Source organism: Kribbella soli (assembly GCF_004331345.1).
Classification (GTDB): domain Bacteria; phylum Actinomycetota; class Actinomycetes; order Propionibacteriales; family Kribbellaceae; genus Kribbella; species Kribbella soli.
In genome coordinates, this window is sequence record NZ_SJJZ01000003.1 from 482,474 (window position 1) to 506,898 (window position 24,425).

The 24,425-nt window shown below is 69.1% G+C and carries 23 protein-coding genes; 7 read left to right on the forward strand and 16 right to left on the reverse strand.

All coding sequences use genetic code 11. The features are described 5' to 3' along the window. Nucleotides 1-7: 7 nt before the first annotated feature. A complete protein-coding gene (locus E0H45_RS25235; RefSeq protein WP_131341740.1) occupies nt 8-1,702 on the reverse strand; it encodes a ribonuclease J in 1,695 nt (564 codons plus the stop codon). Beyond that, a complete protein-coding gene (gene dapA / locus E0H45_RS25240; protein ID WP_131341742.1) occupies nt 1,699-2,637 on the reverse strand; it encodes a 4-hydroxy-tetrahydrodipicolinate synthase in 939 nt (312 codons plus the stop codon). The genes E0H45_RS25235 and dapA overlap by 4 nt, the downstream gene beginning before the upstream one ends. 218 nt (nt 2,638-2,855) lie before the next feature. Here dapA and E0H45_RS25245 point away from each other — a divergent pair, with 218 nt between their 5' ends. Then, on the forward strand, nt 2,856-3,368 hold the full coding sequence (locus E0H45_RS25245; protein WP_131341745.1) for a hypothetical protein: 513 nt from the start codon (nt 2,856-2,858) through the stop codon (nt 3,366-3,368). Here E0H45_RS25245 and E0H45_RS25250 read toward each other — a convergent pair. Beyond that, nucleotides 3,359-4,162, reverse strand: a complete 804-nt coding sequence (locus tag E0H45_RS25250) for a metal-dependent hydrolase (RefSeq protein ID WP_272949003.1) — start codon at nt 4,160-4,162, stop codon at nt 3,359-3,361. The two genes, E0H45_RS25245 and E0H45_RS25250, sit on opposite strands and share 10 nt — an antisense overlap. Before the next feature lie 229 nt (nt 4,163-4,391). Here E0H45_RS25250 and argG point away from each other — a divergent pair, with 229 nt between their 5' ends. Then, a complete protein-coding gene (argG, locus tag E0H45_RS25255; protein ID WP_131341747.1) occupies nt 4,392-5,825 on the forward strand; it encodes an argininosuccinate synthase in 1,434 nt (477 codons plus the stop codon). Nucleotides 5,826-6,002: 177 nt separating this feature from the next. Here argG and E0H45_RS25260 read toward each other — a convergent pair whose 3' ends face one another. The 6 genes from E0H45_RS25260 to paaA are packed head-to-tail and all read right to left on the reverse strand — an operon-like array spanning nt 6,003 to nt 10,116. Then, nucleotides 6,003-6,608, reverse strand: coding sequence for a hypothetical protein (locus tag E0H45_RS25260; RefSeq protein WP_131341750.1), 606 nt, complete (start codon nt 6,606-6,608; stop codon nt 6,003-6,005). A gap of 26 nt (nt 6,609-6,634) precedes the next feature. Next, entirely contained in the window at nt 6,635-7,720 is a 1,086-nt protein-coding gene (paaE, locus tag E0H45_RS25265; protein ID WP_131341753.1) for a 1,2-phenylacetyl-CoA epoxidase subunit PaaE, read from the reverse strand. After that, nucleotides 7,720-8,199, reverse strand: a complete 480-nt coding sequence (gene paaD / locus E0H45_RS25270) for a 1,2-phenylacetyl-CoA epoxidase subunit PaaD (protein WP_131341756.1) — start codon at nt 8,197-8,199, stop codon at nt 7,720-7,722. Before paaD ends, paaE begins: the two co-directional genes overlap by 1 nt. Next, nucleotides 8,193-8,927, reverse strand: coding sequence for a 1,2-phenylacetyl-CoA epoxidase subunit PaaC (gene paaC / locus E0H45_RS25275; protein ID WP_131341759.1), 735 nt, complete (start codon nt 8,925-8,927; stop codon nt 8,193-8,195). Before paaC ends, paaD begins: the two co-directional genes overlap by 7 nt. Further along, entirely contained in the window at nt 8,924-9,202 is a 279-nt protein-coding gene (gene paaB, locus E0H45_RS25280) for a 1,2-phenylacetyl-CoA epoxidase subunit PaaB (RefSeq protein ID WP_130379720.1), read from the reverse strand. The genes paaC and paaB overlap by 4 nt, the downstream gene beginning before the upstream one ends. Further along, a complete protein-coding gene (paaA, locus tag E0H45_RS25285; RefSeq protein ID WP_131341762.1) occupies nt 9,199-10,116 on the reverse strand; it encodes a 1,2-phenylacetyl-CoA epoxidase subunit PaaA in 918 nt (305 codons plus the stop codon). Before paaA ends, paaB begins: the two co-directional genes overlap by 4 nt. Nucleotides 10,117-10,279: 163 nt before the next feature. On the opposite strand from paaA, the gene E0H45_RS25290 reads away from it, so the two are divergent. Both E0H45_RS25290 and E0H45_RS25295 read left to right on the forward strand, forming a co-directional pair. Next, nucleotides 10,280-11,467 (forward strand): DUF418 domain-containing protein, encoded by a 1,188-nt coding sequence (locus tag E0H45_RS25290; RefSeq protein ID WP_238155264.1) that lies wholly within the window; start codon nt 10,280-10,282, stop codon nt 11,465-11,467. A 98-nt stretch (nt 11,468-11,565) separates the two neighbouring features. Next, nucleotides 11,566-12,168, forward strand: coding sequence for a GNAT family N-acetyltransferase (locus E0H45_RS25295; protein WP_131341768.1), 603 nt, complete (start codon nt 11,566-11,568; stop codon nt 12,166-12,168). 11 nt (nt 12,169-12,179) lie between these two features. Here E0H45_RS25295 and E0H45_RS25300 read toward each other — a convergent pair whose 3' ends face one another. Further along, nucleotides 12,180-12,764 carry a TetR/AcrR family transcriptional regulator gene (locus tag E0H45_RS25300; RefSeq protein ID WP_131341771.1) on the reverse strand — a complete coding sequence of 195 codons (585 nt, stop codon included), beginning with the start codon at nt 12,762-12,764 and terminating at the stop codon, nt 12,180-12,182. An 87-nt stretch (nt 12,765-12,851) separates the two neighbouring features. Here E0H45_RS25300 and E0H45_RS25305 point away from each other — a divergent pair, with 87 nt between their 5' ends. From E0H45_RS25305 to E0H45_RS25315, 3 genes are all read left to right on the forward strand, one after another. Next, nucleotides 12,852-13,925, forward strand: a complete 1,074-nt coding sequence (locus E0H45_RS25305) for a Gfo/Idh/MocA family protein (RefSeq protein ID WP_131341774.1) — start codon at nt 12,852-12,854, stop codon at nt 13,923-13,925. Further along, nucleotides 13,922-14,485, forward strand: coding sequence for a winged helix-turn-helix domain-containing protein (locus tag E0H45_RS25310; RefSeq protein WP_131341777.1), 564 nt, complete (start codon nt 13,922-13,924; stop codon nt 14,483-14,485). Before E0H45_RS25305 ends, E0H45_RS25310 begins: the two co-directional genes overlap by 4 nt. A gap of 104 nt (nt 14,486-14,589) precedes the next feature. Then, nucleotides 14,590-16,296, forward strand: coding sequence for an alpha/beta hydrolase (locus E0H45_RS25315; RefSeq protein WP_131341780.1), 1,707 nt, complete (start codon nt 14,590-14,592; stop codon nt 16,294-16,296). Nucleotides 16,297-16,665: 369 nt separating this feature from the next. Here the strand turns inward: E0H45_RS25315 and E0H45_RS25320 are convergent, their stop codons facing one another. The 6 genes from E0H45_RS25320 to E0H45_RS25345 form a co-directional block, all read right to left on the reverse strand. Beyond that, the gene (locus tag E0H45_RS25320) at nt 16,666-19,182 is read right to left on the reverse strand and encodes an ATP-binding protein (RefSeq protein WP_131341783.1); all 2,517 of its coding nucleotides are present in this window, start codon (nt 19,180-19,182) and stop codon (nt 16,666-16,668) included. A gap of 120 nt (nt 19,183-19,302) precedes the next feature. Then, nucleotides 19,303-19,746 carry a hypothetical protein gene (locus E0H45_RS25325; protein WP_131341786.1) on the reverse strand — a complete coding sequence of 148 codons (444 nt, stop codon included), beginning with the start codon at nt 19,744-19,746 and terminating at the stop codon, nt 19,303-19,305. 1 nt (nt 19,747) lies between these two features. After that, nucleotides 19,748-20,494: a 4-hydroxy-tetrahydrodipicolinate reductase gene (gene dapB / locus E0H45_RS25330; RefSeq protein ID WP_131341789.1), complete on the reverse strand. Its 747-nt coding sequence runs from the start codon at nt 20,492-20,494 to the stop codon at nt 19,748-19,750. Nucleotides 20,495-20,540: 46 nt separating this feature from the next. Then, entirely contained in the window at nt 20,541-22,361 is a 1,821-nt protein-coding gene (locus E0H45_RS25335) for a hypothetical protein (protein ID WP_131341829.1), read from the reverse strand. An 18-nt stretch (nt 22,362-22,379) separates the two neighbouring features. Continuing rightward, nucleotides 22,380-23,393, reverse strand: a complete 1,014-nt coding sequence (locus E0H45_RS25340) for an ABC transporter ATP-binding protein (protein ID WP_131341833.1) — start codon at nt 23,391-23,393, stop codon at nt 22,380-22,382. Then, nucleotides 23,393-24,394, reverse strand: a complete 1,002-nt coding sequence (locus E0H45_RS25345) for an ABC transporter ATP-binding protein (RefSeq protein WP_131341836.1) — start codon at nt 24,392-24,394, stop codon at nt 23,393-23,395. Before E0H45_RS25345 ends, E0H45_RS25340 begins: the two co-directional genes overlap by 1 nt. Nucleotides 24,395-24,425 lie beyond the last annotated feature (31 nt).

Consider the following 24,425-nt stretch of genomic DNA (forward strand, 5'->3'; position numbering starts at 1 on the left):
CGGGTGACTAGCTCTCCACCACGACCGGAATGATCATGGGACGGCGACGGTGGGTGTCGCTGACCCATTTGCCGACCACCCGGCGGATCACCTGCTGCAACTGGTACATGTCGTCCAGCCCGCTGCCGATCGCCTTCTCGATCTCCGCCTCGATCTTCGGCTTCAGGTCGTCGAAGACGGTGTCGTCCTCGGCGAACCCTCGCGCCTGGATCTCCGGGCCGGCGGTCAGCTTGCCGGTCACCGAGTCCATCACCGCGATCACCGAGATGAAGCCCTCGTCACCGAGGATCCGGCGGTCCTTCAGCGAGGTCTCGGTGATGTCGCCGACGGTCGAGCCGTCGACGAACACGTACCCGCAGTCGACCTTGCCGGCCACCACGGCCTTGCGGTCGATCAGGTCGACCACCACGCCGTCCTCGACGACGACCACGTTCTCCCGCGGTACGCCGGTCTGCACCGCCAGGTCCGCGTTCGCGTGCAGGTGCCGGACCTCGCCGTGCACCGGCATCACGTTGCGCGGCTTCACGATGTTGTAGCAGTACAGCAGCTCGCCCGCGCTCGCGTGACCGGACACGTGCACCAGCGCGTTGCCCTTGTGGATCACGTTCGCACCGTGCCGGATCAGGCCGTTGATCACCCGGTACACCGAGTTCTCGTTGCCGGGGATCAGCGAGGACGCCAGTACGACGGTGTCCCCCGGCTGCAGGTGTACGACGTTGTGGTCGTTGGCGGCGATCCGGGACAGCGCCGACATCGGCTCGCCCTGCGAACCGGTCGACACCAGCACCACCTGCTCCGGCGGGTAGTTGTCCAGGTCGCGCATGTCGATCAGCGTGTCGCCGGGCACGTTCAGGAAGCCGAGGTCCCGGGCCACGCCCATGTTGCGGACCATCGAGCGACCGACGTACGCGACCTTGCGGCGGTGTTTCACCGCGGCGTCCATCACCTGCTGGACGCGGTGCACGTGCGAGGCGAAACAGGCGACGATGATGCGCTGGTTCTTCGCCCTGGTGAACACCCCGTCGAGCACCGGCGCGATGGCGCGCTCGTGGGTGGTGAAGCCGGGCACCTCGGAGTTGGTGGAGTCGACCATGAACAGGTCGACGCCCTCCTCGCCGAGCCGCGCGAACGCGCGCAGGTCGGTGATCCGGTTGTCCAGCGGCAACTGGTCCATCTTGAAGTCGCCGGTGTGCAGCACGACGCCGGCCGGCGTCTTGATCGCGACCGCGAGCGCGTCCGGGATCGAGTGGTTGACCGCGACGAACTCGCAGACGAACGGCCCGATCTGGAGCTTCTCGCCCTCGACCACGGTCTGCTGCGGCACGTTGCGGTGCCGGTGCTCCTTCAGCTTGCCCTCGAGCAGCGCGAGCGTGAGCTGCGAGCCCACCACCGGGATGTCGCCCCGCTCACGCAGCAGGTAGGGCAACCCGCCGATGTGGTCCTCGTGGCCGTGCGTCAGGACGACCGCGACGACGTCGTCGAGACGGTCCCGGATCGGCTCGAAGTCCGGCAGGATCAGGTCCACGCCGGGCTGGTTCTCGTCCGGGAAGAGTACGCCGCAGTCCACGATCAGCAGCTTGCCGTCGTACTCGAACACGGTCATGTTCCGGCCGACCTCGCCGAGGCCGCCGAGCGGGATGACCCGCAAAGCGCCCGGAGCGAGTGGTCCGGGCGCGGAGAGATCTGGATGGGGATGGCTCATGCAATCAGTCCTGCCGTCTTGAGGTCGGTGGTGAGCCAGTCCACTTGCTCGGCCGTCGCCTCAACCAGCGGCAACCGAAGGGTCGCGTGCTCGATGACGCCGGCCAGCTTGAGCGCGGCCTTCACCATGATGGCGCCCTGGGTCCTGGTCATGATCGTCTCGACGGCGGGCACCAGCCGTCGATCAATTTCCTGTGCGGTGGCGAGGTCGCCGGCCACCACGGCGTCGATCAGCTGCCGGTACTCCCGGCTCGCGACATGGGCTACCACGCTCGCGATGCCGACCGCGCCGATCGCCAAGGAGGCGAGGTTCAGCTCGTCGGCACCGCAGTAGTAGAACAGATCGGTGTTCGCCAGCACCTTGGTGGTCCCGGCGATGTCGCCCTTGGCGTCCTTCACCGCGACGATCCGCGGGTGCTCGGCGAGCGTGATCAAGGTCTCCGACCTGATCTCCACGCCGGCCCGGCCGGGGATGTCGTAGAGCATGTTCGGCAGGCCGGTGGCGTCGGCGACCGCGGTGAAGTGCGCGCGCAGTCCGTCCTGCGGGGGCTTGTTGTAGTACGGCGTGACGACCAGCAGCCCGTCCGCACCGGCGGTCTCGGCCTGCTTGGCGCACTCGATCGTGTGCGCGGTGTCGTTGGTCCCGACGCCGGCGACGATCTTGGCGCGGTCACCGACGGCTTCGCGGACCGCCTGGATGACCTGGACCTTCTCCTGGTCCGACGTGGTCGGCGCCTCGCCGGTGGTCCCGTTCAGCACCAGGGCGTCGTTACCGCCGTCGACGAGGTACGTCGCGACCTTCTGGGCGGCGTCCAGATCGAGGGAGCCGTCAGGCCGGAACGGGGTGATCATCGCGGTCGTCAGGCGGCCGAACGGCAGTGCTTGTGACTGTGCCGCTGACGGTGCCGACGAGGGCGTGGATGCTGGCGAGGACATGGGCCTCAGATTACCGCTCCCGAACCCTGAAGAAATGGGTAGGCCTGGTGGCTGTCCGCTCGGGGGTCCGGGCAGCCACCAGGCTCACTCGTCCTATCGGGGGCCACCCGGCAGTCGTTACAGCTTCCGGCAAAAAAGTCCGGAAAAACTTCTGTAAATACTCTCCGTGAGCATATGGCTGCATTGTGTGGAGATTCCGATGCTTTAGTCTCATCGGCGTGTCGACACCTTCTGCCACCCCTGCCACGCCGGCCGCCCGCCAGAGCCTCACCATGGTCTGCGCCACGATGGCCGGGGCGATCCCGATGATGACTCTCGTCCTGTGGTTCGTTCTCGCCGTCGACGGGATCGGCGAGTTCCCGGAGAGCTGGCCGCTGCTGGTGGTGCTCGCCGCCGCGGTCGGCGCGTACTCCATCTGCGAACTGGTCGGCTTCCGCACTCCCCCGCTCCAGTACTCGAACCGCCCGACCGCCGAGGTCCAGGCCGACTCGTGGCGCCGCTTCACCGCGTCGACCTTCACGCGGTTCGCGGTCTGCGAGGCCGTGTTCCTGATCTCGGTCACGCTGGCGTTCGTCGCCGACAGCTTCTGGGTCGTCCTGCTCGGGGCAGTCATCGCGCTCCCGCTGTTCTTCTGGGAGGCGTGGCCGGGCGAGCGCAACCAGCGCCGCTTCGCCGCGGCGCTCGAGTCCGGCGGCATCCCGTCGTACCTGACGGGCCGCGCTCAGGACTGACCCGCGAGCCAGATCGAGGTCGCGTCGAACAGCTGCTGCAGCGCCTGGAGCGCACCGGGGAGAAGTAGTACGCCGCCGATGGTCAGCACCGGGACGATCACCACATGCTCGAACCATTTGCCGGTGCTGAACCGCAGAGGTTTGGGGAGGCGCAGCTCGTACCAGGTCTCGCCCCGGATGGGCAGCGGCCAGAGCCAGGGGCAGCCGGAGCGGGTCAGGCTGTCCCCTAGGCAGTGGACGAACATGCCAACGGCCACGGCGGCGCCGATCCAGCCGCCGATCTGGCTGAGGCCGGCCTGGAGCGCGTCGGCGGCCGCTGTTCCAGGGAGCGCGTCGCCGGTGCCGACGACCGACCAGCCGGCTGCGGCGAGGACTGCGAGGACGATCCAGTCGCCGAGCGCGTCGGCAGCCAGGACGAGGCCGGTCACGGCGACCGCCAGTACAGCCCATTTACCGCGGTCGCCGAGGCTTGCGGCAAGCATGCCGAGCAGGATCGCGGCGACGAGCGTATGGGTCGCATGCCGGTGCTTGCCGGTGCTGTCCTCGTCGCGCGGGCCTTTCGTCACGTTGTAGAGCACGCCGGAGAACGCCCGTACCGCCGCCGACACCAGCCGCGTCACCGGACCGAGCAGGCGCGATGCGCTCGCCCCCGGGTGATCCAGGTCCGGCACCAGCGCGTACCCGGCGGTGGCCGCCGCGAACGGCACCACTTCCGCCACCGAGGTCAGCCCGACCAGCGGCGCCACCGCCAGCCCGGCACACCACCCCGACAAAGCATGCGACCGCCCCATCATCCCGCGCCTCACTCCCTCCAACCGACGGCCATCCTCCCCCACCCATCCCACCAACCCCACGCACCACACGCCCCTCCAACCCACCTCTTTGAGCCCCCACCAGCTCTTTGGGCCCGCACCAACCAAATTCCGCCGCCGAATTCGGTTGGTGGGGGCTCAAAGAGGGCTGAAGTGGGCGGCTTGGAGTGGTGGCTTTGCATAATCATGCAGGGTGGTGCATACTTTTCCTGTGTCCAAGGTGCTTACTTCTTTGCCGGTCGGTGAGCGGGTCGGGATTGCCTTCTCTGGTGGTCTCGACACGTCGGTTGCGGTTGCGTGGATGCGGGACAAGGGTGCGATCCCGTGCACGTACACCGCTGATCTCGGGCAGTACGACGAGCCCGACATCGGGTCGGTCCCGGGCCGCGCGACGGCGTACGGGGCCGAGATCACCCGACTCGTGGACTGCCGCGCGGCGCTCGTCGAGGAAGGGCTCGCGGCGCTGGCCTGCGGCGCGTTCCACATCCGGTCCGGCGGGCGGACGTACTTCAACACCACCCCGATCGGCCGGGCGGTGACCGGCACCATGCTGGTCAAGGCGATGCTCGACGACGACGTCCAGATCTGGGGCGACGGCTCGACCTTCAAGGGCAACGACATCGAGCGGTTCTACCGCTACGGCCTGCTCGCGAACCCGCAACTGCGGATCTACAAGCCGTGGCTGGACGCGCAGTTCGTGCACGAGCTCGGCGGCCGGAAGGAAATGTCCGAGTGGCTGGTCGCCCACGCCCTGCCGTACCGCGACAGCACCGAGAAGGCGTACTCCACCGACGCGAACATCTGGGGCGCCACCCACGAGGCGAAGACGCTCGAGCACCTCGACACCGGGGTGGAGACGGTCGACCCGATCATGGGCGTCGCGCACTGGGACCCGGCGGTCGAGATCGCCGCCGAGGACGTCACGATCGGCTTCGTGCAGGGCCGGCCGGTGACGATCAACGGCAAGGAGTTCGGTTCGGCGGTCGACCTGGTCCTGGAGGCGAACGCGATCGGCGGCCGGCACGGGCTCGGGATGTCGGACCAGATCGAGAACCGGGTCATCGAGGCGAAGAGCCGGGGCATCTACGAGGCGCCCGGGATGGCGCTGCTGCACGCGGCGTACGAGCGGCTGGTGAACGCGATCCACAACGAGGACACGGTCGCGGCCTACCACACCGAGGGCCGCAAGCTCGGTCGGCTGATGTACGAAGGCCGTTGGCTCGACCCACAAGCGCTGATGGTCCGGGAATCGCTGCAGCGGTGGGTCGGTACGGCGGTGACCGGCGAGGTCACGCTCCGGCTCCGGCGCGGCGAGGACTACTCGATCATCGACACCACCGGCCCCGCGCTCAGCTACCACCCGGACAAGCTGTCGATGGAGCGGGTCCTGGACTCGGCGTTCGGCCCGGTCGACCGGATCGGCCAGCTGACCATGCGGAACCTGGACATCGCGGACTCCCGCGCGAAGCTGGAGCAGTACGCCGGCCTCGGCATGTTCGGCTCGTCCAACCCCGCTTTGGCGTCGTCGACCGAGCTGATCGGCGAACTCCCCACGGGCGGCGCCGAGGCCATCGCCTCCCGCGGCGAGGCCCCCGACGAGGAAGCCCTCCTCGACCGCGCCGCCATGGAATCCGGTACCGACTGACACAACCCCGCCCCCACCCGCATTTGGCTGGCCCACCAGGGATATCGGGGGTTCCTCACCCTTAACCAGGGTGAGGAACCCCCGACCTGGTGGGTCGACCAGGCAAATTGGTGGGTCTGCCAGGCAAATGGGGCGAGGGGTCAGGCGTCGAAGGCAGGCGTGATGGCCGGTTGCCCGTCAGCCGCGCACGTGCGGTTGGTTGCGGTTGTCCTTGGCGCGGTCGGGCGGCTTCGCGGCGACGGCGTCGACTGTGCTGGACGTGCTCCGAGACCCGGCGGCGGGTGGCGTCACGCCCGCGCCGGCCTGTCGCTGGATCTCCTCCACCTGCAGGAAGCGCGCCCGGTTGACCGCACCGCCCAGGACCAGGCCGACCTGGCCACCGGCCTCGTGAGCGACTTTCTCGTACTCTCCCCGGAGCAGGCGGTCCGCGCCCTTGCCGGCCAGCTCGCCCAACCGCCCGTCGGCGGCCTGCACAGTCAGCCTCGCCTCGATCGTCCTGGCGGTGACCAGCGCAGCCTGCTGAGCGGCCGCGGACCGCTCCTCGGCCGGCAACGCGTCGAAGTGACGGCTCGCGTCCATGTTCGCCTCGACGGCCGTCTGCAGCCGATGTCCAGGAGCCGCGGCGGACATCCGCTCCGCGATCTCGGCCGCCGGCTGGTCGCGCGGCCCGTACTCGCGGGCGATCGCGTCGAGAAACGCCGGCCGCATCGTGTTCTCGACCTTGGCGATGAACTCACGTTCCTCGGTCGTGATCGGATGTGGCGCCCGAATCTGATGAGTCATGCGCCGGAGTGAACCAGGTCGCGGGGTCAGGCGTCGTAGTCGAGCGTGACTGTCGGCGTGGTGGGGTGCGACTGGCAGGTGAGGACGTAGCCGGCGCGGATCTCGTCGGGCTCCAAGGCCCAGTTCGTGTCCATCCGGACGGCGCCGTCGAGGACCTTGGCCCGGCAGGTGCCGCACACACCGCCCTTGCAGGCGAACGGCGCATCGGACCGTACGGCGAGAGTCGCGTCCAGCACCGCCTTCGAGTGCTCCCCCAGCGCGAACGTCGACCGGCGGCCGTCGAGGATCACGGTCACCTGGGCCGCGTCTTCGTCGACAGCGGTCTCCTCGACCGGCGCCTTCGGAGCCTCGTCGCCGACGTGGAAGAGCTCGGCGTGGACGTGTTCGCGTGCGACGCCCTCGGACAACAGGAGTTCCTGGGCGCCGACGACCATCGCGTACGGGCCGCAGAGGAACCACTCGTCGACGGAGTCCAGCGGGAGGATCGTCGCGAACATGCGCTGCAGCCGGTCCGCGTCGATGCGGCCGCTGAAGAGCTCGACCTCGGTCGTCTCACGCGACAACACGTGCACGAGGTGCAGGCGTTCGGCGTACCGGTCCTTCAGGTCGGCCAGCTCGTCGGCGAACATCACCGACCCCGCGGTCCGGTTGCCGTACAGCAAGGTCACCCGGCTGGCGGGCTCGACCGAGAGGATCGTCGCGACCAGCGACAGGACGGGCGTGATCCCGCTGCCGGCAGCAACGAACGCGTAGTGCTTGGCGTTGGCGGCGGCGAACGTCGTACCGAACCGGCCGAGCGGGGTCATCACCTCGAGTTCGTCGCCGACCTTCAGGTCCGTGGCGGCGTACGACGAGAACTCGCCACCGGGGAGGCGCTTCACGCCGATCCGCAACACGCCTGATCCCGCGCGCGAGCAGATCGAGTAGCTGCGGCGTACCTCTTCTCCGGTACGGCGGATCGTCAGGTGCTGGCCCGCGGTGAATTCGTAATCCTCCGCGAGCTCCGACGGTACGGCGAAGGTGATCGCGACCGCGTCATCGGTGACGGGCTCGATCGCGGCGACCTTCAACGAGTGGAACGTGGCGCGCCGCCGAGGGGCGATGGTCGTCATCAGATCGCCTTGAAGTGGTCGAAGGGTTCGCGGCAGGAGTTGCAGCGCCAGAGCGATTTGCAGGAGGTCGAGCCGAAGCGGCTGAGCTCGGTCGTGTCAGGTGAACCGCACAACGGGCACCGCACGGTCAGCGCGAGCATCACCGGTCCGTCGACAGCATGGCGACCGGTCGGCGGGGCGATGCCGTACTCGGTCAGCTTCGCCTTCCCCGCGTCACTCATCCAGTCGGTCGTCCAGGCCGGCGACAGCACAGTCTCGACCCGCCCGCCGACTTGCAACGCCTGAAGGGTCAGTTCGACCTCGTGACGGATCAGGTCCATGGCGGGACAACCGGAGTACGTCGGGGTGATCGTCACGACGACCTCGTCGCCGTCGTGCCGGACGCCGCGCAGTACGCCGAGGTCCGCGATCGTGAGAACCGGCACCTCGGGGTCCGCGACCTCACCGACGGCCTCGAGGATGGCCGCGTCGGTCACCATGTCGCCCCCGGATGCGAACGCGCCACATGCTGCAGCTCGGCCAAGAGGAAGCCCATGTGCTCGGTATGACGACCCGAACGACCGCCGGAGTGCTGGTACGACGACGTGGGCCGCTCACACGTCGACTCGTCGATGACCGCCGTCACGCGCCGGGTCCACTCCTCCTCCAGCGTGGACGGATCGACAGCGACCGACAGCCGCCGTACGACGTCGTCCGACGCGAACATCTCGGCGGTGTAAGGCCACAGCGCCTCCAACGCAGCCTGCATCCGCCGGTGGCTCTCGTCGGTCCCGTCGCCCAGCCGCAGCACCCACTGCGTCGCATGGTCGACGTGGTACGCGACCTCCTTGACAGCCTTCCCTGCCACGCCGGCCAGCGTCTCGTCGGCAGACGACCGCAGCTCGTCGTACAGCAGGTGCTGGTACGTCGCGAAGTACAGCAACCGTGCCATCGCGTGCGCGAAGTCACCGGTCGGCAGCTCGCACAACTGCAGGTTCCGGAACTCGCGCTCGTCCCGGAAGTACGCGAGCTCGTCCTCGGTGCGGCCGTCCAGCGAGCCGGCGTACTGCAGCAGCGAACGCGCCTGCCCCAGTTGATCCAGCGCGACGTTGCCGAGCGCAACGTCCTCCTCGAGCTGCGGCGCGGCCGCGATCCACTCGCCGGTGCGCTGCGCCGCGATCAGCGCGTCGTCACCGAGGCGGAGCGTGTACTCAAGCAGGTCGTTCACAGGTGCTCGACGCCTTCCGGGACCTCGTAGAACGTCGGGTGCCGGTACACCTTGTCACCGGCCGGGTCGAAGAACTCGTCCTTCTCGTCCGGCGACGACGCGGTGATGTCCGACGCCCGCACGACCCAGATCGACACGCCTTCCTGGCGACGCGTGTACACGTCCCGCGCGTTCCGCAACGCCATCGTCGCGTCAGGCGCGTGCAGGCTGCCGACATGCGTGTGCGACAGCCCTCGGCGCGAACGAACGAAAACCTCCCAGAGCGGCTCGATCATGCGGCACTCTCCTTGCGAGCAGCCTGCTTCTCCGCATAGGCAGCCGCGGCCTCGCGTACCCATGCGCCGTCTTGATGCGCCTTCACGCGATGCGAGAGCCGCTGCTGGTTGCACGGACCGTTGCCCTTCACCACGTCGTACAGCTCGGTGAAGTCGGGCTCGGTGAACCGGTAATGCCCGTCCTCGTACACCAGTCCGTCATCAGGAACGCGCAGCCCGAGTACGTCGGCCTGCGGCACGGTCATGTCCACGAACCGCTGCCGCAGCTCGTCGTTGCTGTGCCGCTTGATCCCCCACGCCATCGACTGCTCCGAATGCGTCGACGCCGCGTCCGGCGGGCCGAACATCATCAGCGACGGCCACCACCAGCGGTTCAAGGCGTCCTGCGCCATCGCCTTCTGCGCCTCGGTGCCCTTCGACAACGTGTAGAGGATCTCGAACCCCTGCCGCTGGTGGAACGACTCCTCCTTGCAGACCCGCACCATCGCCCGCGCGTACGGCCCGTAGGAGCAGCGGCAGAGCGGGACCTGGTTGACGATCGCGGCGCCGTCGACCAGCCAGCCGATCGCGCCGATGTCGGCCCAGGTCAGCGTCGGGTAGTTGAAGATGCTGGAGTACTTCTGCTTCCCGCTGTGCAGCAGGTCGAGCAGGTCCGCGCGGTCCACGCCGAGCGTCTCCGCGGCGGCGTACAGATAGAGACCGTGGCCGGCCTCGTCCTGCACCTTCGCCATCAGGATCGCCTTGCGGCGCAGTGACGGCGCGCGACTGATCCAGTTGCCCTCCGGCTGCATGCCGATGATCTCGGAGTGCGCGTGCTGCGCGATCTGCCGGATCAGGGTCTTGCGGTACCCGTCCGGCATCGCGTCCCGCGGCTCGATCCGGCCGTCGGCGTCGATGGTCGCCTGGAAGTCCATACCCCCAGCATATGTGACACTTTTTCTCAGAATCAACAACAAGTGTCACAAAGGTGGTGCTGGACCCACCCAGACAGTGGGTTTGACGCACTGGGGAGGGCCGGTCGGGGTGGCGAGGATTGAGTCAACAGCTCAACCCTTACACAGTTCTTCGGAGGACCCCGTGACTACGACAACCAGCCTCCCGGCCGTCGATCACCGCGGCCCGGTCACCGGCCGGGAGCGCGCCCTCGCCCCCGACCTGATCCGCGGTGCGATGCTGCTGATGATCGGCCTGGCGAACAGCGCCAACTTCGCGTTCGCCGGCCAGCCCGGCGTGGAAAGCGCGCCGCACGGCTTCGAGCGCATCCTGAACTTCCTCAAACTCACCTTCGTCGACGCCCGGGCGTACCCGGTGTTCGCGGTGATGTTCGGCTACGGCCTCGTGCAGCTGGCCCGGCGGCAGCGGTCCTCGGGCGCCACTCCCGGCGCCGTCCGGCGGATCCTGCTCAAGCGCAACGCCTGGCTGATCGGCTTCGGCCTCGTCCACGCGACGCTGCTGTACTTCGGCGACTTCCTCGGCGCGTACGGCGTCGTCGGCATCATCTGCACGCTGTTCCTGATCAACCGCGGCGACAAGTTCCACCGGATCGTCCTCGCCATCTGGGCGTTCATGGCCGTCGAGGTCCTGTTCGTCGGGGCCAAGGCCGCGCTCGCGATCGTCAACAGCTCCGGCCCCGCGCACGCACTCACGAACACCCCGAACCCGTCGCTGGCCGCTTCGTCGTACCTGGGCAGCCTGGTCGACCGGCTGCACGAGTACCCGATGCACGCGGCGAGCGTGATGGGCTTCATCGTGATCGTCTGGCTCGGTATCTGGGCCGCCCGCAAGCAGATCCTGGAGAACCCGGGCGCCCACAAGACGCTGCTCACCCGCGTGGCCGTCGGCGGTCTCGGCCTCACCGTTCTGGGCGGACTGCCGCTCGCACTGGTCGGAGCCGGCTGGATGCACGTCGACGAGAGTGCCGTGGACGCGCTGAGCCTCCTGTCCCACGTGTCCGGCATGTTCGGCGGTCCTGGGTACGTCGCCCTGTTCGGCCTGCTCGTCCTGCGGATCCGCAAGCTGTCGGTGCCGGTCCGTGCGATCTCCGCGCTCGGTCAGCGGTCGCTGTCCGGGTACCTGTTCCAGTCGGTCTCGTGGATGATCCTGCTGGCCCCGTTCACGCTGGACCTACGGTTCGGAAGTACGGCGTACACCGCGGCGCTGGTCGCGATCGGCGTCTGGGTCGTCTCGGTCGCCGGTGCGTATGCGATGAGCAGGCGTTCCTACCGCGGTCCGGCCGAGACCCTGCTGCGCAAGCTCGTTTACTGACTTGCGAGGATGGCGGTCATGAGCGAGCGCAGCGAGCGAACAAAAAGTAGAGCTGACCTGTCGCTCATGCTGGAGCCGAGCGCCAGCGAGGCGGAAGCATGAGTGACTTCGGCGTACCGGAACCCGCCAACCTCTCGGATCTTTCTGGCGACACCCCGGTGGCCGAGACGAGCGTCAGGCTCGCGCTGCCCGCGGAGGCAGGAGAGATCGGCGAGATCCAGGTCGCGGCCTGGCGTACGTCGTACGCCGGGCTGCTGCCGGTCGAGGTCCTCGCCGATCTCGACCCGGCGCAGTTCGCGGCCCAGTGGCGGGCTGCGCTGCTCGCTCCGGGCGAGGCGCGGAACCGGGTGATGGTCGCGCTGGCCGGCCGCACGCTGGTCGGTTTCGCGGCCATCACGCCGTCCGACGACCCGGACGCCGACCCGCAGAGTGACGCGCTGATCGCCGAGCTGGCCGTCAACCCGGAGGCGACCCGCGCCGGCCACGGCTCCCGCCTCCTGAACGCCGTCGTCGACACGGTTCGCGCCGACGGTTTCCGTCGCGTCACCGTCTGGGTCAACTCGACCGACGACGTACTCCGCGCCTTCTACACCGAATCCGGCTGGGCCCCCGACGGCGCCCACCGCGAACTCGACCTCTACGGCGACGAGTCCGTCCGCATCAAGCAGATCCGCCTGCACACCGACCCCGGCACGGAGTAGACCGCGACCGATCAGGTCGCCCGGACGCCGTCGAGCACGATCTGCAGAGTCCTGCGCCACTGCGTCCGGTCTGCGGTCATCCCCAGCGTCCGCGCCTGCGGGACGACACCCGCCAGCGCGAAGGCGATGTCGCGGAAGGTCAGTCCCGCCCGGAGTACGCCGAAGAGCTGCAGGCGCCGTACGAGCCCACGGAACTCCTTGCGGAACTCGTCGATGCGGTCCGCCAGGGCGAGCCCGCCCGCGCCGCCAAGGGCCTCGTTCAAGCCGCAACTCGTCGCGCGGAGCCGGATGTAATCCGCGGCGAAGGCACAGAACGCCGGCCATGGATCGTCGGCGGCACGTGCGGCCCGGGCCAGCTCGGTCATCTCGTCGATCGCACCGGCGAGAACGGCCTCGAGCAGCGCCTCCCGGGACGGGACCCGGCGGTAGAAGGTACCGATACCGACGCCCGCCCGCCGGGCGATCTCGTGAGCGGTCACCGCAGTCCCGACCTCGTCCACCGCGGCCCGGGCGGCAGCCACCAGCCGCTCGACGTTTCGCCGGGCATCCGCTCTCGGCGCAGGCCCGTCGAGCAGCCGGTCAACCGCGCTGTCCATGGACCAAGCTTAACCGGACTTGCGCCGTCCGGTTAAGCTCGTCGCCAGAAACGGACGCCAGGAGTCCGATTAGAGTGGAGGACGAGGATGCGGGTCGGGATCATCGGGGCTAATCCGGATCGCGGATGGGCTACGCGGGCACACATCCCCGCACTGCGCTCCCTTCCGGACTTCGAGCTGGTCGCCGTTGGCACCAGTCGCGAGGAGTCAGCCCGACGGGCCGCTCAGGTGTTCGGCGTACCGCACGCCTTCGCGAGTGCGGCTGAGCTCGCGCGGCATCCCGACGTGGACCTTGTGGTGGTGACGGTGAAGGTGTCAGCCCACGCCCAGCTGGTGCAGGAGGCGATCGCTGCCGGCAAGGACGTGTACTGCGAGTGGCCGCTGGCGGTGTCCGTCGCCGAGGCGGTCGAGCTGGAGCAGGCGGCGACGAGCGCCGGCGTACGCACGTTCACCGGGCTCCAGGGGCGCTTCTCCCCCGGCATGGAGTACGCCCGGAACCTGGTCCTGGCGGGCGCCGTCGGCCAGATCACCTCGGTGCGTTTGAGCAGCTCGAGGTCGAAGGGATCGACCCGTGAGGTGCCGGGCTGGACGGCGTACACGTACGACGATTCCGCCGGGGCCGGCCTGGTCGAGGTGCTCGGCGGGCACGCGCTGGACCTGGTCGAGCATGTCACCGAGCCGATCGACCGGGTGGCCGGACTCTCGACGATCCAGCACCCGGGTCACCTGATCGCGGAAACCGGCGAGCCGATCAACGTCACGGCCCCGGACACGCTCGACGTGATCGGCGAACTGGCCGGCGGTGCGGCGTTCTCGGCGCATCTCCACGACGGCGAGCCCGGCGTGCCCGGGACACGCCTCGAGATCACCGGCACCGACGCAACACTCACGGTCGAGTCCGCACCGGACGACCACCCCTGGGCCGCGCAACTCCAGATCTCCGAGTTCACAGTACGGCGCAACGGCGAACTGCTCAGCATCCCGGACAGCTACCGGACGACGCCTGGCCTGCCGCTCGAGCCCGCCGGCGTCGCGCGTCTGTACCAGCGGATCGTGAGCAGGCCTGACGAGGTCCCCACGTTCGGTTCCGCCGCACGGCTGCATCGACTGGTCGACGCCTCCCGGCAGCAACCTCCTGGCATCCGATTCTTGCGCGCATGACACAGGTCGAGGTGAACGACGTCGGGGACATGGTGGTCACCGGCGCAGCGGCGCTGCGGGCGTTGGCCGACCCGGTGCGGCTCCGACTGATGGACCGGCTGACTCGCGGCGGCACGGCGACACTCGCCGAGCTGTCCGAGGTGGCGGGGACCGATGCCGAAGCAGCGCGTCGCGACGTCGAGGGGCTCATGGAAGTCGGGCTCGTCGTGCCGGAGGGCGAGAGTTGGCGGGCGGTCGGACGTGGGATCTACTTCGAGATCCCCGAGTCCGGGCCGGAGGACGTCCAACTGGCCGCGCGCGAGCTGAGCAACGTGATGCTGCTCAACTACGAGCAGGTGCCGCGGGACTGGGTCGAGCAGACCGAGCCGGACCTGGAGCTGGACTGGGCGCGATCGGCAGGCCTGTTCAACGCCGGCATGACGGTGACGGCCGAGGAGCTGCGGACCATCCAGGAGGACCTGGAGACGATGCTCAAGCCGTACCTGAACCGCACCGAGCCGCCGGAGGGCAGCCGACAGATCCGGATGCTCGCGTACTTCTTGCCGACCGCGGGCGCATAGCAGGTCGTCGATCGGCGACGGGCCGGGGGTGGTGCTCGACGCTTGATGGTCGGCATGACAGATTGTCACGGACCGATCACGCATGGCCATCCGCTGGAGTCTGTATGAAGTACATCCCCCTGGCCCTTGGCGGGGCAGCCCTAGGGCTGTCCGTTGCCGCTGTTCTTGTCGTGCCGGGCTCAGGCGCGACGGCGTCGATGCAATCGGCCACCGTTGTCGACAGGCCACACCAGGTGGCGAACAAATACCTCGAGCAGAAGCCGCGATGGTTCGAGTGCGGCGACGCCGAGCTCCGCACGTACTGCGCGAAGATCACCGTCCCGCGCGACTGGGCCAACCAGTACGCCGGCAACGACCTGCAGATCGCGGTCAGCAAAGTCGCGCCGGCCAAGGGCAAGCCGAGCCGTGTCGTGTTCGGCAACCCCGGCGGTCCCGGTGGCGCCGGCCTCGGGATGGCGCCGTACCTCGCGAGCCAGGCACCGCTGGCCAAGGATCATCTCGCCGTCGGCTTCGACCCGCGCGGCACCGGCGGCAGCTCGAACGCGAGCTGCGACGGCGCCCCCGGCTACACGATGGACGCGCGCGACCGCGCTCCCGCGACCCGCGACCTGATCGCCGAGGCCTCGGAGATGGCGCAGACGTACTGCGACCAGCAGTCCCGCGGCCTGCTCCCGTACATCACCACCGCGCAGACGGTGCAGGACATGGACCTGATCCGGCGGCTGCTCGGCTTCGACAAGATGGACTACGTCGGTTACTCCGGCGGCACCTGGCTCGGGGCGTACTACCAGACCTACTTCCCCGAGCACGTCGGCCGCTTCGTCCTGGACTCGAACACGGACTTCACCAAGACCTGGCTGGACACGTTCGTCAGCCAGCCGCAGGCGTTCGAGCGCCGGTTCCGCGAGGACTTCGCGCCGTGGGCGGCGAAGTACGACGACCAGTTGCAGCTCGGCTCGTCACCGGGTGCGGTCATTCGCCTGTACGAACGGTTACGACGGACCCTGAAGGAGGAGCCCGCGACCGAGGAGTTCCTGGACGGCGCGGTCAACGTCAGGTACGACGAGAACACCCTCGACCTGATGGTGACCGGGGATATGTACTCGAAGCTCGACTTCCATTCCCTGGCGGCCGACCTGCTATTTCTGCATGACCTTTCCACGGCGCAGGCAAAAGGCGGTCCGCGGGCCGCGCAACGCAAGGTCGACGCGCTCTCGAAGGCCCGCCAGCAGCAGCTCGTCGAGCGCGCCGGCCGCTCGCCCGTCGGGCTCCGGATGCTCGGTGAGGACGACGCCGAGGACGCGACCTTCACCGCGATCACCTGCAACGACACGCCCTGGCCGCAAGGCCGTGAGTACGGCGAACAGCTCGCAGCCCGCCTCGGTCCGCACTTCCCGTTGGTCGGCTGGACGATGTCCGAGAACCCCTGCTTCTACTGGGACCGTCCGAACCTGACGATGCCGACACCGACCGGCAAAGGCTTGCCCACAACGCTCATGGTGCAGTCCGTGCACGACCCGGCGACCAGCTACAGCCTCGCCGCATCGGCCCACAGCCGGTACGCCGGTTCGCGGCTGCTGACCGTCACCCGCGAGGGCGACCACGGCATCTACGGCGGCGTGAACCGCTGCGCCGACCGGATCATCAACACGTTCCTCACCACCGGGGTCGCACCGGCCAAGGACGTCAGCTGCGCCGGCGAGGGCATCCCCGCACCCTCGGCCGAGGAGCCGGGCTTCGACGAAGACACCGGAACTCCTTTACGGAAGATCGCCGGATTCACAAAAGCTGTTTCCGGATATCTGCCGTAACGACCGTTTGAACCTCGGGCCGGAATTCACTTACGGACCGGCAGTTCGCGGTCACCGTCGGCGAAATCCGCCGAGGGATTACGTTGTCAGGACAAATTTGTCAGGGCGATGTCAGGGTTCCGTCCCTGTGCGACACAGCGTGATCACGGCAATCTTGAGAATGCGCGGAGGACCCGCCGTCGACCGGGAGGGCTCGACGACGGTGATCATCGCGGAGGTGGCTTCGGCCGGCTGTGAGGTGGGGGGACTGCCTGGGGGGTCAGACAGAGGACACAGCCGGCCGGGTCACAGATCTCGATCCGCGCCCTCAGATCCCTCGCGGGGCATCGTCGATCCCCCAGGTCGTGGTGCTCCGCGAGGCACGCCCGCTCAGAACGGATCCCGGGTCCGCCCGGCCGATCCCAAGCTCGAGTCCGGGCTCGATGCCGGGGGCGGGTAACCGTCCGCGACCGCGGCCAGTGGCGCCGCGCGGCCGGCCGACCAGGCCGCCCGGAAGGCTCGCCGCTCGAGCGACGCTTCGACCGCGGCTCGGGTGGCCTCGCAGCCGGCCTTCTCGATCTCCGGCACCGGTGCCCGGATGACTTCTCGGACCCCGTCGGCCGCGCCGAGCAGGAATGCGGCGTACTCGCTGCGCTCGCGTTGCTGCGCGACGGCGGCCAGCTCCTCGAGCACACTGGCCGACCGCCACCGGTCCCCCAGATCGCGATGCTCGGCCAGGCTCTCGTCGAGCAGGTGTACGGCGCGGTCGGTCAGACCACGCCGGCGTTCGACGATGCCGAGCTGGTTCAGCGACCAGGCGACACCCTCGCGGTAGCCGAGCCGTTGCGACAGCGCGAGGCTCTCCTGCAGCAGGTCCTCGGCCTCGACCAGCTCGCCGCCGTACTGCGCGATCGCGCCGAGGCTGATCAGCGACCAGGCGAGTCCTTCGCCGTCACCGACGACCAGGAAGCTGTCGCGAGCCCGTCGGCAGCGGCGCGCGCCGATCTCGAGATCGCCGCGGAGCCAGGCCACGAAGCCGAGGTAGTTGTGGGCCCAGGCCATCCCGGCCCGATCGCCGAGGCTCTCGTAGAGGTCGTAACTCTCGCAGTGCAGGTCCTCCGCTGCCCCGTAGTCCCCGCGTTCGCGTGCGACACCACCGAGGCGTTGCAGCACCAACGCGGTACCGGACGTGTCGCCGAGCTCCTTGTACTGCCGCAACGCGGTCTGTAGTCGCTCGGTCGCTGCGTCGTACTCGCACTGGAGGAACGCCAGCGTCCCGGCACCCAGGTTCGCCTTCGCACATACCTTCGCAAGGTCCGCGATCCGTTCGGGCGGCATCGAGTCGCCGAGTTGCAGGGCACGCTCGAGCCACTGACTGCCCTCGGCGTAGTGCCCGCGGAGGTAGCAGAACAGCCACAGCCCGCCGGCGAGCCGCAACGCCTCGTCGACCGAGCTGGTCCGCAGCGCCCACGCCATGGCGGATCGCAGGTTGGCGAGCTCACCGTCCAACCGGTCGAGCCACTCCCCCTGCTCCGGTCCACGCAGGTGGCTCTCCGAGTCCTCGGCGAGCCCGACGTAGTACTGCGCGTGCCGCTCGGCGGCCCCGTCCGTCTGCCCCGCGGCCCGCAGGCGATCGGCGGCGAACTCCCGAATCACGCCGAGCATGTAGTACCGCGCGACGCCGCCACGTCTGACCACCCGGATCAGCGACTTGTCGGCCAGCCGCCCGATGAGGTCGAGGGCCTCGACCCGTGTCGCGCCACCGGGAATGACCGCTGCGGCCGCGCCCAGTGTCCAGCCGCCCGCGAACACCGACAGCCGGGCGAACATGTCCCGCTCGGCCTCGCTGAGCAGTGCGTGACTCCACTCGATCGCGCCATACATCGACTGCTGGCGAGGTGACGCGGTGCGTGGGCCGCCGGCCAGGATGCCGAACGACGTCTCGAGCTCGCTCGCCAGTTCCTCGATCGTCATCACGTTCGTCCGCGCCGCGGCCAGCTCGATCGCGAGCGGCATGCCCTCCAGGCGGCGTACCACGCGCGCGACCTGGTCGAGCTCGCCGGTCGGGTCGTAGCCGCGCGCGATGGCACGGTCGACGAACAGCCGGACCGCTTCCGACGACGCCAACCGGTCCTCGTCGTGCGGCAGGGCCAGCGCGGGTACGACGTACACGCTCTCGCCCTGCAGTCGCAGCAGTTCGCGGCTGGAGGCGAGGATCGACAGGTTCGGGCAGCGCTCGAGCAGGGTCGAGCAGACCTGCCCGACCGTCGCGACCAGGTGCGAGCAGTTGTCGAGCACGAGCAGCATCGTGCTCCGGCCGATCTGCTCGGCGATCTCCTCGACCAGCCGTGTGCCTTCCAGCAGATGCATGCCGATCGACGCTGCGACCGCGGGAGCGACGGCTGCGGACTCGGTGACCGACGCGAGCGGCACCCAGCAGACGCCGTCGGGGAAGTTGTCCGCCACGTCGCCCGTCAGTGCCAGGGTGAGGCGGGTCTTGCCGACGCCGCCTGGTCCGGTCAAGGTCAGCAAACGAGTCATGCGCTGCCCCAGCAGGCGCGTGGTCGCGGTCAGCTCGGTCGTCCGCCCGATCAGCTCGTTGATCGGCGCCGGCGGTTGCCGTAACGGCAGCCGTACGGTGCCGCCCTCCTTGCGCGCCGCCGCGGTCAGCAGGGCTTGCTCAGGCTCACCGAGCCGCAGTGCGTCCGCGAGCAGACGCAGCGTCTGCGCCCGCGGCGCACGCCGGCGTCCTCGCTCCAACGCCGCGATCGCGTCAACGCTGAGACCGGCGCGTTCGGCCAGCGCCTCCTGCGACAGCCCCGCCTCCCGTCGGTGCCGGCGCAACAGCCCGCCGAACCCAGCCCCCTGTACGTCGCCCGTGCCGCGGCGAGATCCGTCTGATGGCACAGGACGGCCCCACCCAGTCTCCGACCTTTACGTGGCGGCTGCCACGTACCTGCGAAAATATCGCGTTCCACACCCGCTTGTCAGTGATACCGACGGGTTCACAGCTAACTCCCAGGTAACTCACAGTGGCCGGTCGTGGTGCGCGATGGCCGTTCGCATGGCTTCTCGCGCCCGTTTCCGGTCCCCCGCGGCGTCGTACGCCGTCGACAGCCGGAACCACACCCGCCAGTCGTCGGGGGCCGCTTCCGCCTCCGCCTTGTACCGCCCGAAGGCCTCGTCCGCGGCGGCCCGTTCCACCCGTCCGGACGGCCGGCGCGGCAGGTCGTCGACCGGCAGACCACCGGCCGCCTCCAGCTCACGCGCCAGCACCTCGGTCCGGCGCCCGAACTGGATCTCGCGCCAGACCAGGTACGCGCCGATCAGCGGGATCACCAGGACCGCCAGCCCGAGCACGACCGGCACCGGCGTACCGACCTTGATCAGCAGCACGCCCCGCCAGCCGATCAGGACGGCGTACGCGACGAACACGACCGCCAGCAGGATCGCGGTCTGCTTGGCCCTCATTTCAGGTGAGGTCCATGAAGTGCTCGAGCCCGACGGTCAGGCCGGGCGCGTCGCCGATCCGCCGTACGCCGAGCAGGACGCCGGCCATGAACGAGACCCGGGCCATCGAGTCGTGCCGGATCGTCAGCGTCTCGCCCTCGTCGCCGAACAGTACCTCCTGGTGCGCGATCAGGCCGCGCAGCCGGACGCCGTGCACCCGGATCCCGTCGACGTCCGCGCCGCGGGCGCCGTCGAGCGCCGTCGTGGTCGCGTCCGGGATCGGGCCGGAGCCGGCCTCCCGGCGGGCGTCCGCGATCAGTTCCGCCGTACGGCGGGCCGTGCCGGACGGAGCGTCCACCTTGTCCGGGTGGTGCAGCTCGACGATCTCGACGGACTCGTAGTACGGCGCGGCCTTCGCGGCGAACTGCATCATCAGCACGGCGCCGATCGAGAAGTTCGGCGCGATCAGCACGCCGGTCTCCGGGGACTTCTCCAGGAACCCGCGCAGGACGGCGAGCCGCTCGTCGTCGAAGCCGGTGGTGCCGACGACCGCGTGGATACCCTGCTCGATGCACCAGGCCAGGTTGTCCATCACGACCTCGGGGCGGGTGAAGTCGACGACGACCTCGGCACCCGCCTCGATCAGGGCGTCGAGCGCGTCGCCCTGGTCGAGCTGCGCGACCAGCTCACAGTCGGCAGCCTCCTCGACCGCGAGGCACGTCTGAGCGCCCATCCTGCCCTTGGCCCCCAGGACACCGACCTTGATCATGCGACACCTTCCTGTCCGATCTGTCCGCACTGAGAGGTTCAGGATCTCATCCGGCCGGTTGGACGGGCCGCTCGGCCTTCGGGATCCAGACCTCCAGGCCGATCGTCTCCCGCGCGGGCGCCAGTCGCTCGTAGTCGGCGTGGAAGTCCAGCCCGCAGCTGCGCAGGGCGTTGATCTCGAGGTCCGAGATCTGCCGGTTCAGGATGACGAGCGGCGGCCTGGACGGGCGCTCCTTCCGGCAGGCCTCCTCGACACCGGCCGCGGTCCGCTCACGCTCCTTCGGCGCGATCCAGGCCTCGCCGAGCGGCCGGCCGCCGAGCATCAGCACCAGACCGGCCATCTTGTCGAAGGCGAGCATCGGGCGCCCGGGCGGCTCGGTGTACGGGCGGAGGTCGGCGGCCAAGCGGCTGAAGTTCTCCTCGGCCGGCGGCGACAGGTACATGCCGTCCAACGCGGGGATCGTCGCGGCCGCGGTCAGCTGCGAGTGGCCGACGGAGCGATACGGGTACCGGAACAGACCGGTGTACGCGATCGCCGCGGTCGCGACCAGGGACCCGACCAGCACCAGTCCGACAGTCACCCGCGCGGCGATCGGCGTCGCCCAGATGCCGGTCAGTACGGCGATCATGACCGCGGCCCAGGCGGCGAACGCGTTGAAGCCGATCGTGAAGAGCGGGGTGTTCGTGCCGAACGCCTGCACGAACGGCAGCAGCACGAGCAGTGCGAGGATCACCCAGGTCCGCGTGTTCTCGCGGCTCAACCGGGAGCGGGGCGTGACGCCGGCGCGGCCCGCGATCACGGCGCCGGCAGCGGCCACGACGGCGACCAGTACGGCGGCCAGCAGCGTCTCGGCGTACATCGGGATGTGTTGAGAGCCGCCGACTGCGCCGTCGTCGACGACAACGCGTCGTACGGACAGGATCAGTGCCGCAAGGGCGAAAACCGCGGCGGCGATCCCGAGCCGGCGCCAGCGGGCGATGACCGCCACGGCAGTCGCGAGGAGCAGGAGGCCGTGCGCGCTCAGTGTCTGACCGATCAGTTTGATAGTGCTCGACCAGTAGAGCTGCAGCAGCTCGGCCGGCGAGTACGACGTACCGGCGATGAACTTGTTGACGTCGAGGATCCCCGGCACCGCCACGTTCAGCCGCACCACGAAGAGCTGCACGACGAGCGCCACGAGAGCCAGGCCGCCGAGCGCGAAAAGGATGCCGCGGGCAACGGCTCGCCGGCCTTGACCGGCCAGTACGACCACCGCGGTGATCACGATCAGCCCGATCACCACGACCGACGTCCATTTGGCCAGCACCATCACGCCGATCACCAGACCGGCGACGAGGAAGATCCAGTACGGGACCGGCGTACCGCGATCGACCGCGGTCGCCATCCACAGCACGCAGGACACCAGCGTCAGCGCACCGAGCAGCACCACATCGTTGTAGCCGGGCGACTGCGGCAGCCAGCTGTAACACATCCCGCCCGCGGCGAGCACGACCGCCATACCCGCGGCCTCCCACAGCCGGGTCGGCGGCAGCCCCGGCCGTCGTCCGCGCAGCCACCGCATGAAGCTGTATCCGAACAGGAGATGGACGACGACCACGGTGAACAGCCGGAAGAACCGAAGCTTCACGATGTCGTACCCGAACCACTCGAACACCGGGCCGTACAGGTACTGCACACCGGTCAACGCCAACGGGTTGCTGTCCCACCACCGGTACGAGAGCAGGTAGTAGCCCTCGTCGGTGATGTCGAAACCCTCGTTGGCGGCCCGGCCGGCGGTGAGAATCCACCACGCCGCCAGCCCGCCGGCCACGACGATCACCCCGGCGAGCAGGACGAACCGTCTGCCTGCCGAGGAAACCGTACTCACGGCCGCAACCCTAGGCCATCACCCGACAGCTATCCCTTCGGCCGTGGAGTAAGCGGCTTGCGCATCCTCCGCGAAGTGGCACGAGACCGTCTGACCGGACTTGATCTCCCGGAGCTCCGGTACGTCGGTACTGCACTTGGCCTGGGCCCGCAGGCATCGGGTGTGGAACCGGCATCCGGACGGCGGCATGACCGGCGACGGCGGGTCACCGGCCAGCACGATCCGTTGCCGGCCCTGCCGCGCCAGACCGGGCTCGGCGGACAGCAGCGCCTGCGTGTACGGATGCGCGGGTACGTCGTACACGTGCTGGTGCTCGCCCAGCTCGGCGACCTTGCCGAGGTACATGACCGCGACCCGGTCCGAGACGTGCCGGACGACGGACAGGTCGTGGGCGACGAAGATGATGCTCAGGCCGAGCTCCCGCTGCAGCCGCATCAACAGGTTCACCACCTGCGCCTGCACCGACAGGTCGAGCGCCGACACCGGCTCGTCGCACAGCAGTACGTCGGGGTTCAGCGCGATCGCCCGCGCGATCCCGATCCGCTGCCGCTGCCCGCCGGAGAACTGGTGCGGGAACTTCGTCTCGTCCTCCGGCCGCAGACCGACCAGCTCGAGCAGCTCACGGACCCGCGACCGGATGTCGACACCCTTGCCGACGTCCGGGTGCACCTCGAACGGCTCGGCGATGATCTCGCCGACCCGCATCCGCGGGTTCAGGCTGGAGTACGGGTCCTGGAACACCACCTGGACGTTGCGTCGCCAGCGCCGCAGCTCGCGGCCGCGGAGCTTGCTGACGTCCACACCGCCGTACTCGATCCGGCCCGACGTCGGCTTCTCCAGCGCGGCGAGCAGCCGGACCAGCGTCGACTTCCCGCATCCGGACTCGCCGACGATGCCGAGCGACTCGCCCTTGCGCAGCGTCACGTCGACGCCGTCGACCGCGCGGACGACGGTCTTGGCACCGAAGTTCAGCGCCGGGCTGATGTCGTAGTGCTTCACGACGTTCGTTGCCACCAGCAACTCTTCGGCCATCAGACAGCCTCCCTCGCAGCGAGCGATGTACGGCGGATGCATGCTGCCTCACGTCCGGGCGCGATCGTCAGCAACGGCGGCACCTCGGCCGCGCAGTCGTCGACCGCGACCGGGCACCGGGTCCGGAACGCGCAGCCGGACGGGATCGCCTGCAGCGACGGCGGCGTACCGGGGATCGTCGGCAGCTCGCGGCCCTTGAGCTCGGCCGACGGCATCGAACCCAGCAGGCCTTCGGTATAAGGGTGCACGGGATATTCGAGGGCCTCCGCCGTCGCGGCCCGCTCGACCACGTGGCCGGCGTACATCACCACGACGTTGTCGGCGACGTCCGAGACCACGCCGAGGTCGTGCGTGATCAGCACCACGCCCATGTCCCGTTCAGCCTGCAGCTCGGCGATCAGTTCCAGGATCTGCGCCTGCACGGTCACGTCGAGCGCCGTGGTCGGCTCGTCCGCGATCAGTACGTCGGGATCCAGCGCGAGCGCCATCGCCAGCATCACGCGCTGCCGCATCCCGCCGGAGAACTCGTGCGGATAGTCGCCGACCCGTTTCGCCGCGGCCGGGATCCGCACCTGGTCGAGCATCTCCGCGGCCTTCTTCATCGCGTCGCGCTTCGACATCCCGCGGTGCACCCGGTAGCACTCGGCGATCTGGGTCCCGACCGACTGCACCGGGTTCAGCGCCGACAGCGAGTCCTGGAACACCATCGTGATCCGGTCGCCGACGATCCGGCGCCGTTCCCTGGTGGTCATCTGGATCAGGTCCGCGCCGCGGTACTCCGCCGTACCGGACACGATCCGGCCCGGCGGCATCTCCAGGATCCCGGTCAGCGCCTGCGTCGAGACGCTCTTCCCGGACCCGGACTCGCCCAGGATCGCCAGCATCTCCCCCGCCCGCACCTGCCAGGACACCCCGTCCACGGCCCGCACCGGCCCGCGCGGCGTATCGAACTCAACGGTGAGATCGTCAACCTTCAGCAGTACTTCGCCTGGTTTGGTCATCGGGCCTCCCGGTCTGGACTGAGGAGTGCAG